The organism is Enterobacter cloacae complex sp. ECC445 (assembly GCF_021892025.1).
In the GTDB taxonomy this organism is placed as follows: domain Bacteria; phylum Pseudomonadota; class Gammaproteobacteria; order Enterobacterales; family Enterobacteriaceae; genus Enterobacter; species Enterobacter chengduensis.
Genome location: NZ_JAKLRZ010000003.1, coordinates 1 through 15,471, shown reverse-complemented (window position 1 = coordinate 15,471; position 15,471 = coordinate 1). Strand labels below are relative to the sequence as shown.

At 63.4% G+C, this 15,471-nt stretch carries 2 protein-coding genes; both read left to right on the top strand.

What is annotated here, in order from left to right; genetic code table 11:
• Window positions 1-409 precede the first annotated feature (409 nt).
• The gene (locus L6R44_RS03570) at window positions 410-1,675 is read left to right on the top strand and encodes a TolC family outer membrane protein (protein WP_374206871.1); all 1,266 of its coding nucleotides are present in this window, start codon (window positions 410-412) and stop codon (window positions 1,673-1,675) included.
• A gap of 120 nt (window positions 1,676-1,795) precedes the next feature.
• On the top strand, window positions 1,796-15,471 hold a 13,676-nt coding region (locus tag L6R44_RS03565; RefSeq protein ID WP_237423299.1), incomplete at its 3' end, for an Ig-like domain-containing protein.

The window sequence follows — 15,471 nt, the reverse complement described above, 5'->3', positions numbered from 1 at the left end:
AAGAATTTTCCTTAAATAACAGGCATTTTATATGTTTCATCTGAAAGGTCATTTTAAGAGTTTTGTCCAGAAACCCCATATTTTTTCTTAATTGTAACACCCCATTAACATTGTGGGTGTAGTGAGCTATACCGCATTTTGTTATGCTGCCAACAACTTAAAAAAATAAGTAAATTCTTAATTGAAATAAGACGCGGGCGGATCTCATCTCCAATGGAAATGGGTATGGGGAGTATTACCTGAAATTCAGAAAGGATGCTAAATAAGATATTTGTCTAATTATCTATACCTCTTTTTGGGTAATTCCTTCAGTGTCACTCAGAGTCAGGGAGATAACATGACGATATTACGCAAACCTAAGTTACGGCGATTTACGGCAGCACTGGCATTCATTTCATTAGCCATAAATATGGCGTACGCCAATAGTCAGCAGGTGGGTATTGCCCCGGTGGCAACAACAACCTTAAAAGAAAGTATTCTTTTTGCTATCGATCGCGATCCGTCAATTAGCCAGCAGGCCGCGCAGCTGGGTATTGGCCAGGCGCAAATAGACGAAGCGCGCAGCGGCTGGATGCCGCAAATATCATTGAACGGGAGCACGGGGCATAGCCAGACCACCGATTCCAGCGGGTCGCTGAAGAATTCAGCCGCCTGGGGGGTGAGCCTGACGCAGCTGTTGTACGATTTTGGCAAGACCAATAACAGCATCAGCCAGTCCTCCGCCCAGCGTGATAGCTACCGCTACCAGCTGATGGGCACGCTTTCGGATGTGGCGGAAAAAACGGCGCTCAGCTATGTCGAGGTCAAACGCTATTCCGATCTGCTGCAGGCGGCAAAAGAGAACGTTCAGGCGCTCAAAAACGTCGAGCAGCTGGCAAAGCTGCGCGCAGACGCGGGGGTAAGCTCCACCTCTGATGAGCTTCAGACCCGCACGCGCATTGCCGGCATGCAGGCGACGGTCGCGCAGTATCACGCTGCCTTAAACAGCGCCCGCGCGCGGCTTGCGGTATTAACCGGGATGCAGGCCGAGGCCTATTCGCCCGTGCCCGCGAATCTTGCCGTGGAGCCGGGCTCGCTCAACCGTATAGATTACTCTCTGATACCGGCCGTAATGGCCGCGCAGAACATGGAGCGTTCGGCCCAGTATGGCGTGGAAACGGCGAAGTCTCAGCACTGGCCGACGTTAAGCCTGAAGGGGGGACGCACCCGCTATGAATCGGACAACCGTTCATACTGGGACGACCAGATCCAGCTCAATATTGACGCACCGCTTTATCAGGGCGGCGCGGTATCTGCGCGCGTGCGGCAGGCGGAAGGCGCTCGGGCGATGGCCTCCTCGCAGGTCGATCAGGCGCGCTTCGATGTCCTGCAAAAAGCCTCCGTCGCCCAGGCGGACTGGACCGGCGCGCGGGGAAGAATGGAGGCCGGGAAGCAGCAGCTGGAAAATGCGCTGCGCGCCCGCGATGTTTATAAAAATGAATACACCCTGAGCAAGCGGAGCATAAACGATCTGCTTAGCGTTGAGCAGGATGTCTGGCAGGCCACGTCAGCGAAAATAATCGCCGAGTATGATGGCTGGAGTTCGGCAATTAATTATGCTTCCGCAGTTGATAATTTAATGCCGCTTATTGGAATAGAGAAAAACGCTGCCGCAAAACTACCCGATCTGAGTTAACGATAGACGCGCACAGTCGCAAAAAATAAGTCTGAAAATAATGGGTGTTTTTTCCCAGGGATAGCTGCATCCATCTGGTGGTCATATCCACAGGAATCCGTACACCTGCAAGGAGAAGAAATGAGTAACGTAAAGGTTGTTGATGTCATCATTCGCAAAACGGCGGAGAAAACGAAATTAACCGGCGAAGGAAATCTGTCGGTCTCTATTTCATCGCCGAGCGTGATCGAAATCCAGGGCTCTGCTCAGGACGTGGCGCGTTATGTCCGCCAGGGTAAAGACCTCCTTATTTATATGAAAGACGGCAGCGTGATTCGCTGCAATAACTATTTTATCGAAGATACGGAAACGCATAATCAGTCTGAGCTGGTGTTCAATGACCGTCAGGAGCTGACGCATATTTCTTTTGCCGATACCGGGGAAGCGTCAGGCGCTGCAGTGACCGAGTTAACCGCGCAGGCCACGCCAATTAGCAGCGTTCAGCCTTTCCTCGAGCAGGAAAGTCTGTTAAGCGACGCGCCGTGGGGCTGGATTGCGGGGGCCGCGTTAGGCGGCGGCGCCATTGGGGCACTGCTGGCAAACGGCGGGCATGGCGAAACGAAAACTAAAGTTATTGATAATACGAAAGAACTAGAAAGCGCGACGCCGACTTTCCTGCTGTCGGATAAAGCGGGCGACAGGCAGGGCGTGCTGAGCGCAGACGCGATCACGGACGATAACACCCCAACCTTCAGCGGTACCGGCCAGCCGGGCGCGACCATTCAGATCAAAGACAGCAGCGGCAGCACCATAGCCAGCACCATGGTCGGCAAAGACGGCACGTGGACGGTCATCTTACCGACCCAGACGGACGGCGCCCACACCTGGTCGGTCGTGCAGATCGACGGCAGTAAAACCACCTCAGCGGGCAGTATTAGCGTAACGGTTAATACTGCCGAAGCCACGATCGCGCTGGAGACAACGGCGGGTGACAACATCATTAACGCCAGCGAGCAATCCGCGGGCTTTACGCTTTCCGGTACCAGCAAAAACCTGGCGCAGGGCACCGAACTCACCGTGACGCTGAACGGCAAAACCTACGCCGCTGAAGTGGGCGCGGACGGCGCGTGGCGCGTTAACGTCCCCGCGGCAGACGCGCAGGCGCTGGGCGACGGTACCTGGACGGTTAACGTGAGCGGTAAGGATGCGGCGGGTAACACCGTCAGCGGCAGCCAGACGATTGGCGTAGACACCACCGCGCCAGCCCTCTCTGTCGATACCCTCGCACAGGACAACATCATCAATGCCGCCGAGCACGGCCAGCCGCTGACCCTGACCGGTAAAACAAATGCGGAAGCCGGTCAGATCGTCACGGTCACGCTGAACGGCAAAAACTATAACGCTACGGTGGGCAGCGACGGCACCTGGTCCGTCACGCTTGCGGCAGACGACGTGCAGGCGCTCAGCGAGGGCAACCATACCCTGACGGTGAACGTCAGCGACAAAGCGGGCAACGGTTCGTCCGTGACGGCAGATTTCACGGTGGACACCGCCGCGCCGGTCGTCACCATCCATACCGTGGCGGGCGACGATATTCTCAATATCAGCGAGCAGGGGCAGGCGCACGTGATTTCCGGCCAGGCGAGCGGTGCCGCCGCGGGCGATGTGGTGACGGTGACCCTTGGCGGTAAGACCTTCACCGGCGTGGTGCTGGCGGACGGCAGCTGGAGCGTGGGCGTTCCGGCGTCGGTGCTGGGTGCCCTGGGTGAAGGTAACCACACGATTTCCGTTTCCGTGACCGACGCGGCGGGCAATACCGGCAGCGCCACGCACGGCATTACGCTGAGCGGGCATCCGCCAGAATTTACGATTGACGCCATCAGCCAGGATAACGTGCTGAATGCCCAGGAGGCGATGCAGCCGCTGAGCCTGACCGGCACCAGCAACCTGCCGGACGGCAGCAGCGTCACCGTGACGCTGAACAACGTCAACTATCAGGCCACCGTCGCAAACGGTATCTGGGCGGTCCAGGTGCCGGTTTCCGACGTCCTGAATCTGGCAAACACCCTTTACACCGTCACCGTCAGCGGCACCGACAGCGTGGGCAACAGCGGCTCCGCCGGGGCGAATCTGCTGGTGGACACCGTCCTTCCGCAGGTGATCATCAATACCTTTGCGGGCGACAACCTGGTCAATAACGCCGAAGCGGGCGTCGATCAAACCCTCAGCGGTCGCGTTACCGGCGCGGCGGCGGGCGATACCGTGTCCGTTTCCGTCGGCGGCAAAAGCTACACCGCCACGGTGGGCAGCGATCTTACCTGGAGCGTCACGATCCCGTCGGCGGATCTTCAGGCGTTTGGCGACGGTGACTTAACCTTCACCGCATCGGTTACCAACGGGCACGGCAACACCGGCACCGGCGAGCGTGACGTCAACATCAACGCTGAACTGCCGGGCCTGCGCGTGCAAACCATTTCCGGCGATGACGTGATCAACGCCATCGAACAGCAGCAGGATCTGAGCGTCACCGGCTCCAGTACCCATCTGGCCCCGGGAACGCAGGTTGTCGTCACCATCAATAACGTTGAGTACGTTACCGCGGTTAACGCCAGCGGCAGCTGGCAGATCGGCGTTCCGGCGGCGGACCTGCAGGCCTGGGCGGCAGGCGGCATGACGGTTAGCGTCAGCGCTGAAGATGCCTGGGGCAATACCGTTGCGGCTGAACACCCGATTGAACTGGATCTGAACGCCGTGGCGGTCACCATTGATACCGTCTCCGGCGATGACATGCTCAACGCGGCCGAAAAAGGCAGCGATGTCACCCTTTCCGGCCAGACGCAGGGCGTGGAGGCAGGGCAGACCGTGGTGGTGAAATTCGCCGACCAGACCTTCACCGCGCAGGTGCAGCAGGACGGCTCCTGGAGCCTGACCGTACCCGCCAGCGCCATGGAAACCCTGATCGACGGGCGTGCGCAGGTGAGCGTCAGCGTTACCAACGTTAACGGCAACAGCGCCGACGCGTCGCGCGTGGTCACGGTGGACACGCAGCCGCCCGCGATTACGCTCGATAACCTGACCGCCGACAACATCATTAATGCGGCCGAAGCCCAGCAGGATTTATCGTTAAGCGGCAGCAGCACTGCGGAACCCGGCCAGACGGTCACCGTCACGCTGAACGGCAAAACCTATCAGACCACGGTTCAGACGGACGGCACCTGGCAGCGGAGCGTACCGGCGGCGGACGTGGGCGCGCTGGCAGACGGCATCGTAACCGTGACGGCCACCGTGAGCGACGTGGCGGGCAATACCAGCAGCGCCGACCGCATGGGCCTGGTGGATGCCACCGTGCCGCAGGTGACCATCAACGACTTTGTCACCGCCACCAACACCGTTAACCAGCTCGCCCATGCGCAGGCGCAGATCCTTAGCGGCTCCGTCACCGGTGCGGCGTCGGGCGATCTTGTGACCGTTACCCTCAACGGCACGGCTTACACCACCGTGGTGGACGCCGCGGGGAACTGGAGCCTTGGCCTGCCGGCGTCCGTCGTGCAGGGGCTGGCGGACGGAACCTGGACAATCGACGTCTCCGTCACCGACAGATCCGGCAATACCGGAAGCAGTTCGCTGGATGTGGTGGTGAATACCGTGACGCCTGTCATCGGTATCAACACGCTGGCGGCGGACGACGTGATCAATGCGACCGAGAAGGGCGAAGATCTGCTGCTCTCCGGTACCAGCAACCAGCCGGAAGGCACAGCCATTACGGTAACCCTGAACGGCATTCAGTACACGGCCACGGCTGACGCGAGCGGGAACTGGAGCGTGACCGTACCGGCGGCAGCGGTAAGCGCGCTGGGCGAAGCGCATTACACTGTGACGGCGAACGTCACCGACAGCGTGGGCAACAGCGCCTCAGCCTCACACGACGTGCTGGTGGACAGCTCGCTGCCGCGAGTGACGATCGACACGCTGGCGGGCGACAATATCGTTAACGCGGCGGAAGTGGCGGCCGGGCAAACCCTGACCGGTAACGTCGCGAATGCGGCGTCAGGTGACACTGTCACTATTATCCTCGGCGGCCAGACTTACACGGCAACCGTGCAGGACGACCTGACCTGGAGCCTGCCGTTAAGCGAGAGCCAGCTAACCGCCCTCGGCAACGGCGACCTCACCGTATCGGCCAGCGTCACCAACGCGCGCGGCAATACCGGCTCTTCTTCTCTCGACTTCACCATCGACGCCGAGCTTCCGGGTCTGCGTATTGACACCGTGGCGGGCGATGACGTGATTAACATCATCGAACACGGTCAGAACCTGATTGTGTCCGGCACCAGCACCGATCTGGCGGCGGGCAGCACCGTGACGGTGACCATCAACGGCAACACCTATTCCGCTACGGTACTGGCGGACGGCAGCTGGCAGGCGGCCGTCCCGGCAGCGGACGTCTCGCAGTGGGCGGACGGTACGCTCGAAATCAACGCCAGCGCGCAGGATACCTCCGGCAACCCGGTGACGATCGGCACCGTCGTGGACGTCGATCTTGCGCCTGTCGCCGTCAGCATCAACAGCGTGACCGACGACAACGTGCTCAACGCGGCGGAAAAAGGCCAGGATCTGGTGCTTTCCGGCACCACCTCCAACGTTGAAGCGGGTCAGAACGTCACCATCACCTTCGCGGGTAAAACCTATACCACCACGGTGGATGCCAACGGCGGCTGGACCTACAGCGTCCCGGCAGCCGATCTGAGCGGCCTGAAGGACGGCGACGCCCGCGTGCAGGTAACCGTCACCAACGTGAACGGCAACGGCGCGTCCTCGGCGCAGGAGTTCAGCGTCGATACCGCCGCGCCGACGGTGACCATTAACACCATCAGCGGCGACAACATGCTGAACGCGGCCGAAGCGGCGCAGGATCTGACCCTGAGCGGCACGTCTAATGCTGAGGCAGGCCAGACGGTGACCGTGACCTTCAACGGCAATCAGTACACCGCGCAGGTGCAGGCGGACGGAACCTGGACGCTCGACGTTCCGGCGGCCGATATGGCAGGCATCGCCGACGGCAGCGCGGCGGTCACGGCGAGCGTGTCCGACAAGGCAGGCAACCCGGCCAGCGCGGGCTCCTCGGTGCTGGTTGACACCACCGTACCGCAGATTACCTTCAACATCGTTGCGGGCGACGACGTCGTGAACATTGCCGAGCACGGCCAGGCGCTGATCGTCTCCGGCAAGGTGACGGGCGCGCAGGCGGGCGACGTGATTACTGTGACCCTGAACGGCAAAGACTACACCGCCATGCTGGATGCGTCCGGCAGCTGGAGCGTGGGCGTTCCGGCGACGGACGTGGGCGCGCTGGCTAACGGCGACTGGACCCTTTCCGCCTCCGTAACCGATAAGGCCGGTAACAGCGCTACCGCGACGCACGAGTTTGACGTCTCCCTGACCGCGCCGGCGATCGCCATCAATACCCTGGCGGTTGACGACGTGATCAACGCGACCGAGAAAGGCCAGGATCTGCTGGTGTCCGGCACCAGCAACCAGCCGGACGGCACCGCCATTACGGTGACCCTGAACGGCATCAGCTACACGACCGTCGCCGACGCCAGCGGGAACTGGAGCGTGACCGTCCCGGCGGCGAACGTTTCTGCCCTGGGCGAAGCGAGCTACGCCGTGACGGCAAGCGTGACCGACGCCGCGGGCAACAGCGCGAGCACCGGCCACAGCGTGCTGGTGGACAGCGCGCTGCCGCAGGTTACCATCAACCCGGTCGCCACGGATGACGTCATTAACGCAGCGGAAGTGGCTGCCGGGCAGGCCCTGAGCGGCAGCGTGAGCGGCGCGGCGAGCGGTGACACTGTCACTGTTTCCATCGGCGGCCATACCTATACCGCGACGGTGCAGGACGATCTGAGCTGGTCGGTCAACGTGCCGCCCGCGGTCTTAACCGCCATCGGTAACGGCGATCTGACGGTGTCCGCCAGCGTGACCAACGGCCACGGCAACACCGGCACCGGCGAGCGCGAAATCGTTATAGACGCCAGCCTGCCTGGCCTGCGCGTCGATACCGTCGCGGGCGACGATGTGATTAACAGCATCGAACATACGCAAAACCTGATTATCACCGGCTCCAGCGACGGGCTGGCGAGCGGCTCCGCGCTGACGGTGACCGTCAACGGCAAAACCTACGCCGCCACCGTGCTGGCGGACGGCACCTGGACGGCGGCCATTCCGGCGGCAGACGTTAGCGCGCTGAATGCGGGCACGGTCACCGTGACGGTGGAAGGCCAGAGCACGGCGGGCAATCCGGTTTCCATCAGCCATGACGTGAAGGTGGATCTGGCCGCGGTCGCCATCAGCATTGACGCGATTGCTTCTGACGACGTGATTAACGCGGCGGAAAAAGGCGCGGACCTGGTGCTGTCCGGCTCGACCACCAACGTGGAAGAAAACCAGACCGTTACCATCACCTTCGGCGGCAGGTCGTACACCGCGACGGTGGGTGCCGACGGCAGCTGGACGGCCACCGTACCGTCTGCCGATTTGGGCAGCCTGAAGGACGGCGACGCCAGCGTGCAGGTGAGCGTCACCAACGTGAACGGCAACAGCGCGTCGGCGGGCCGCGAGTACAGCGTGGACGCGACGGCGCCGACGGTATCTATCGAGATCGTCAGCGACAACAACATCATCAATGCGGCCGAAGCGCAGCAGGATCTGCTGATTAATGGCGTGACCAACGCCGAAGCGGGCCAGACGGTGACGGTAACGCTGAACGGCAAAGACTACGCCACCACCGTAGAGGCAAACGGCAGCTGGAGCGTGACCGTGCCGTCCGCCGATCTGAGCGGGATTACCGACGGCAACTACACCATCAGCGCCGCCGTGGCGGATAAAGCGGGCAACCCGGCCTCCGCGGATCGCGACGTGCTGGTCGATACCACCGTCCCGCAGCTGACCATTCACACCGTGTCCGACGACGACGTGATCAACAGCGTCGAGCATGCGCAGGCGCTGATTGTCACCGGTTCCGTGACCGGTGCGGCGGCGGGCGATGTGGTCACCGTGACGATCAACAATAAAGCGTACACCGCGACCCTGGACGCCTCCGGCGGCTGGAGCGTGGGCGTGCCTGCGGCGGACGTCACCGCGCTGGCGGCGGGCGATTACACCATCACCGCGGCGCTGACCGACAAGGCGGGCAACAGCAACAGCACCACGCACAGCGTGGAGGTCAACCTGAGCGCGCCGGTGCTGACCATTGACACCGTGTCCGGTGACGATGTGATCAACAGTACAGAGAAAACCCAGGATCTGACGATCTCCGGTACGGCTTCCGGCCTGGCGGCAGGCGCGGTAGTCACCGTGATGCTGAACGGCAAGGCGTACAGCGCGACGGTGGATGACAGCGGGAAGTGGACCACCACGGTTCCGGCGGACCAGGTCGGTCAGCTGGGTGAAGCGCTTTACACCGTTACCGCGTCAGCAACGGACGGCGTTGGCAACAGCACCAGCACCTCTCATACCGTGAACGTCGAGTCCGTTCTGCCGGGCGTCATTATCAACACCGTGGCGGGCGATGACGTCATTAACGCGGCCGAGCTGGCGGCAGGCCAGAGCATCAGCGGCTCGGTAGTCAATGCCGAAGCAGGCAACACGGTTACCGTGACTCTCGGAGGCAAAACGTATACCGCGACGGTAGAGAGCGATCTCACCTGGTCCGTTAACGTGACGCAAGCTGAACTGACCGCGCTGGGCAACGGCGAGTTGACCGTGTCTGCCAGCGTAACTAACGGCGTGGGCAACAGCGGATCCGCGGAGCGCGATATCACTATCGACGCTAGCCTGCCCGGGCTGCGCGTCGATACCGTCGCGGGCGACGACGTGATCAACAGCATCGAACATAATCAAAACCTGATTATTACGGGAACAAGCGACGGGCTGACGACGGGCACGGCGCTGACCGTGACCGTAAACGGCAAAACCTATGCGGCGACCGTCCTGGCGGACGGCACCTGGACGGCGGCGATCCCGGCGGCGGACGTGGGTGCCCTGGCGGCAGGCACGGTGACCGTGACCGTTTCAGGCCAGAGCAGCGCGGGTAACCCGGTCTCCATCGATCATGATGTGACGGTCGATCTGGCCACCGTTGCCGTGAGCATCGACGTGATTGCCGCCGACGACGTGATTAACGCGGCCGAGAAGGGCGCGGATCTGGTGCTTTCCGGTACCACCGCTAACGTGGAGGAGAACCAGACCGTCAGCATTATTTTCGCGGGCAAGAGCTATACCGCGACCGTCGGCGCCGACGGCAAATGGTCCACCACGGTGCCGGCGGCCGATCTGGCAGGTCTGAAAGACGGCGACGCCAGCGTGCAGGTGAGCGTCACCAACGTCAACGGCAACAGCGCCTCGGCGGGCCGCGAGTACAGCGTGGACGCCACCGCGCCGACCGTGACCATCAGCACCATCGCGGGCGATGACGTTCTGAACGCGGCAGAAGCGCAGAGCGATCTGACCGTGTCCGGCACCAGCACCGCCGAGGCGGGCCAGACCGTGACCGTCTCCCTGAACGGCAAGGACTACACCACGACCGTCGGCGCGGACGGCAGCTGGACGCTGACCGTTCCGGCGGCGGATGCGGCGGCACTGACCGACGGCAGCGTAACCGTGACGGCATCGGTCAGCGACAAAGCGGGTAACCCGGCGTCGGTTGACCATAACCTGAAGGTAGATCTCACCGCGCCAGCGGTGACCATCAACACCGTGGCGGGCGACGACGTGATTAACGTCGCCGAGCACGCGCAGGCGCAGATCGTCAGCGGCTCCGCCACCGGCGCGGCGGCGGGCGATAAGGTCACCGTTACCCTCGGCGGCCAGACGTACACCACCGTGCTGGACGCGGCGGGCAACTGGAGCGTGGGCGTACCGGCGAGCGTGATTTCCGCGCTGCAGGACGGCACCGTGACCGTGACTGCGTCCGTCACCGACGCGGCGGGCAATACCGGCACCGGCACGCATAACGTGACCGTCGACACCGGCCTGCCGTCCGTCGGCTTCAACACCCTCAGCGGCGATAACGTGCTGAACGCGGTGGAAAAAGGCCAGGATCTGAGCGTAAGCGGCACCAGCGCCAACCTGGCGGAAGGCACCGTGGTGACCGTAACCCTGAACGGCAAGCAGTACACCGCGACCACGGCGGCGGACGGCACCTGGAGCCTGACCGTTCCGGCAGCGGATCTGGCCGGTCTCGGTCAGGCCAACTACACCCTGAGCGCGACCGCCACCAACGGCGTGGGCAACAGCGTCAGCAACACCGCGAACCTGCTGGTGGATACCGCGCTGCCGACCGTTACCATTAACACCGTGGCGGGCGATAACGTCATCAACGCGGCGGAAGTGGCGGCCGGGCAAATCCTGAGCGGCAGCGTGGCGAACGCGGAAGCGGGCAACACCGTCACCGTGACCCTCGGCGGCAACAGCTACACCGCGACGGTGCAGAGCGATCTGACCTGGTCCGTGAACGTACCGTCCGACGTGCTGACCGCGCTGGGCAACGGCAGCCTGAGCGTGACGGCGACCGTCACCAACGGCCACGGCAATACCGGTTCCGGCGAGCGCGATATTTCCATCGACGCCAGCCTGCCGGGCCTGCGCGTGAATACCGTGGCGGGCGACGACGTGATCAACAGCATTGAACATGCGCAGAACCTGATCGTCACCGGCACCAGCGACGGGCTGGCGGCAGGCACGGCGCTGACCGTCACCGTTAACGGTAAAGACTACGCGGCCACGGTGCGGGCGGACGGCACATGGAGCGCGGCGATCCCGTCTGCCGACGTGAGCGCGTGGCCGGAAGGCAGCGTGAAGATCGGCGTCACCGGCGACAGCGCGGCGGGTAACCCGATTACCATCAGCCACGACGTGACGGTGGATCTGGCAACCGTTGCCATCAGCATCAACGCCATCGCCACCGACGACGTGATCAATGCGGCGGAGAAAGGGGCCGATCTGGTGCTGTCCGGTGCGACCACCAACGTGGAGGCCGGGCAGACCGTGACCCTGAGCCTGAACGGCAAGATCTACACCACCACCGTCGATGACAGCGGCAACTGGACGTATACCGTACCGTCTGCGGATCTGGCACACCTTAAGGACGGCGACGCCAGCGTGCAGGTGAGCGTCACCAACGTGAACGGCAACAGCGCCTCGGCGGGCCGCGAGTACAGCGTGGACGCCACCGCGCCGACCGTGACCATCAGCACGATCGCGGGCGATGACGTTCTGAACGCGGCAGAAGCGCAGAGCGATCTGTCCGTGTCCGGCACCAGCACCGCCGAGGCGGGCCAGACCGTGACCGTCTCCCTGAACGGCAAGGACTACACCACGACCGTCGGCGCGGACGGCAGCTGGACGCTTACCGTTCCGGCGGCGGATGCGGCGGCACTGACCGACGGCAGCGTAACCGTAACGGCCTCCGTGAGCGACAAAGCGGGTAACCCGGCGTCGGTTGACCACAACCTGACGGTAGATCTCACCGCGCCAGCGGTGACCATCAACACCGTTGCGGGCGACGACGTGATTAACATCGCCGAGCACGCGCAGGCGCAGATCGTCAGCGGCTCCGCCACCGGCGCGGCGGCGGGCGATAAGGTCACCGTCACCCTCGGCGGCCAGACGTACACCACCGTGCTGGACGCGGCGGGCAACTGGAGCGTGGGCGTACCGGCGAGCGTGATTTCCGCGCTGCAGGACGGCACCGTGACCGTGACTGCGTCCGTCACCGACGCGGCGGGCAATACCGGCACCGGCACGCATAACGTGACCGTCGATACCGGCCTACCTTCCGTCGGCTTCAACACCCTCAGCGGCGATAACGTGCTGAACGCGGTGGAAAAAGGCCAGGACCTGAGCGTGAGCGGCACCAGCGCCAACCTGGCGGAAGGCACCGTGGTGACCGTAACCCTGAACGGCAAGCAGTACACCGCGACCACGGCGGCGGACGGCACCTGGAGCCTGACCGTTCCGGCAGCGGATCTGGCCGGTCTCGGTCAGGCCAACTACACCCTGAGCGCGACCGCCACCAACGGCGTGGGCAACAGCGTCAGCAACACCGCGAACCTGCTGGTGGATACCGCGCTGCCGACCGTCACCATCAACACCGTGGCGGGCGATAACGTCATCAACGCGGCGGAAGTGGCCGCGGGCCAGATCGTCAGCGGCAGGGTAACGAACGCCGAAGCGGGCAGCACCGTTACCGTCACCCTCGGCGGCAACAGCTACACCGCGACGGTGCAGAGCGATCTGACCTGGTCCGTGAGCGTGCCGGAGTCCGTCCTGACGGCGCTGGGCAACGGCGATTTAACAGTGTCAGCGACCGTGACCAATGGCCATGGCAACACCGGTTCGGGCGAGCGCGATATTTCCATCGACGCCAGCCTGCCGGGCCTGCGCGTGGATACCGTGGCGGGCGACGACGTGATCAACAGCATCGAACACGGTCAGAACCTGATCGTCACCGGCTCCAGCGACGGGCTGGCGGTGGGAACCACGCTCACCGTGACCGTCAATGGCAAAACCTATGCCGCCTCCGTGCTGGCAGACGGCAGCTGGACGGCGGCGATCCCGGCGGCAGACGTTGGGGCGCTGGCAGCAGGTACGGTCACCGTGACCGTCGCCGGCCAGAGCACCGCAGGCAACCCGGTGACCATCAGCCATGACGTGACCGTCGATCTGTCGGCAGTCGCGGTGAGCATTGATGCGGTTGCGACCGACGACGTGATTAACGCCGCGGAGAAAGGCGCGGATCTGGTGCTCTCGGGCAGCACGTCAAACGTGGAGGAAAACCAGACCGTCACCATCACCTTCGCCGGTAAGACCTACACTGCGAAGGTGGATGCCGACGGTCACTGGACGGCAACCGTGCCTTCCGCGGATCTGGCGGGCCTCAAGGACGGCGATGCCAGCGTGCAGGCGAGCGTGACCAACGTGAACGGCAACAGCGCCTCGGCGGGCCGCGAGTACAGCGTGGATGCCACCGCGCCAGTCGTCACCGTTGATACGGTCGCGGGCGATAACGTCATCAACGCCAGCGAAGCGTCCGCAGGGGTAGCCATCTCCGGCACCACCACGGCGGAAGCCGGGCAGACGGTCACCGTGACGCTGGGCGGTAAGAGCTACACCGCGCAGGTGCAGCAGGGCGGAATCTGGAGCGTGAACGTGCCGGGCGCCGACCTCTCCGCACTGGCGGATAACGGCTATACCGTGCAGGTTAGCGTGAGCGACGCCGCGGGCAACCCGGGCAGCGCGGGCAAAGCGATTACGCTTGATACCACGCCGCCGACCGTCAGCTTTAACGTGGTGGCGGGCGATGACGTCATCAACAGCGTGGAGCACGGCCAGGCGCAGATCGTCAGCGGGTCGGCAACCGGCGCGAACGTCGGGGATAAAGTGGTTATCACCGTCGGTTCGAACCAGTACACCACCACCGTTGACGCCAGCGGCAACTGGAGCGTGGGCGTACCGGCCAGCGTGATTTCAGCCCTGACCGACGGCACCGTGACGCTGAGCGCGACCATTACCGACGGCGCGGGCAACAGCAGCACCCAGACGCACGACGTGCGGGTCAACACCGCCTCCGTGGCGCTGACGGTAAACACCCTTAGCGGCGATGACGTCATTAACGCGGCAGAAGCGGGCAACGCGCTGGTAATTAACGGCTCCAGCGCCCAGTTCGCCAGCGGAACCGTGGTCACCGTGACCCTGAACGGCAAGGCCTATACGGCCACGATCCAGAGCGACGGCACCTGGACGACCACCGTTCCGGCCGCCGACGTGGGCGCGCTGGCCGACGGCGCGCGCTATCAGGTGTCTGTTTCCGCGCAGGACAGCGCGGGCAACGGCGCCTCGGCAACGCACGACATCAGCGTGGACACCACCGCGCCGGTGGTGAGCATTGCAACGCTGTCGGGTGACGACATGCTGAACGCGCTTGAAGCGCAGCAGCCGCTGACCGTGCGCGGATCTTCCAGCGCGGAGGCGGGTCAGACCGTCACCGTGACGCTGGGCGGCAAAAGCTACACTGCGCTTGTTGGCAGCGACGGGACCTGGACGCTGGACGTGCCGGCGGCAGATCTGGCTGCCCTGAGCCAGGGCGCGCTGACGGTGACCGCATCGGTCAACGACAAAGCCGGTAACGGCGGCCAGACGACGCACACCTTAACGGTGGATACCGTCGCGCCGACCGTGACCATCAGCACCGTGGCCGATGACGACATCGTTAACAACGCGGAGCAGCTGGCGGGTCAGACCATCAGCGGTACCACCACGGCGGAACAGGGCCAGACGGTGACCGTTTCCTTCAACGGGCATAGCTATCAGGCGACCGTCGGGGCGGACGGATCGTGGTCGGTCTTCGTGCCGGGCCGTGATTTCCTCGGCCTGAGTGACGGGCAGTACGCGATTACCGCCACGGTGAGTGATAAAGCGGGTAACCCGGGCAGCGCAACGCACGACGTAACGCTGAACGGTGATGTCCCAACTATCACCATCAACACCTTTGCGGAAGATGACATTGTCAGCGCTGCTGAACACGGCACGCCGCTGGTTATCAGCGGCACCACCGACGCGCCTGCGGGCCAGACGGTGACCATCACGCTGAACGGTAAAACCTACACGGCGACCGTTCAGAATGACGGCTCCTGGCGCTATACGGTCGGGGGGGGGGGGGGGGGCGCCCGGGGGGGGGGGGGGGGGGGGGGGGTGTGGGCCCCCCGCCGCCCCCCCCCCCCCCCCCCCCCCCCCCCGACCGACACCCAAACACGGGG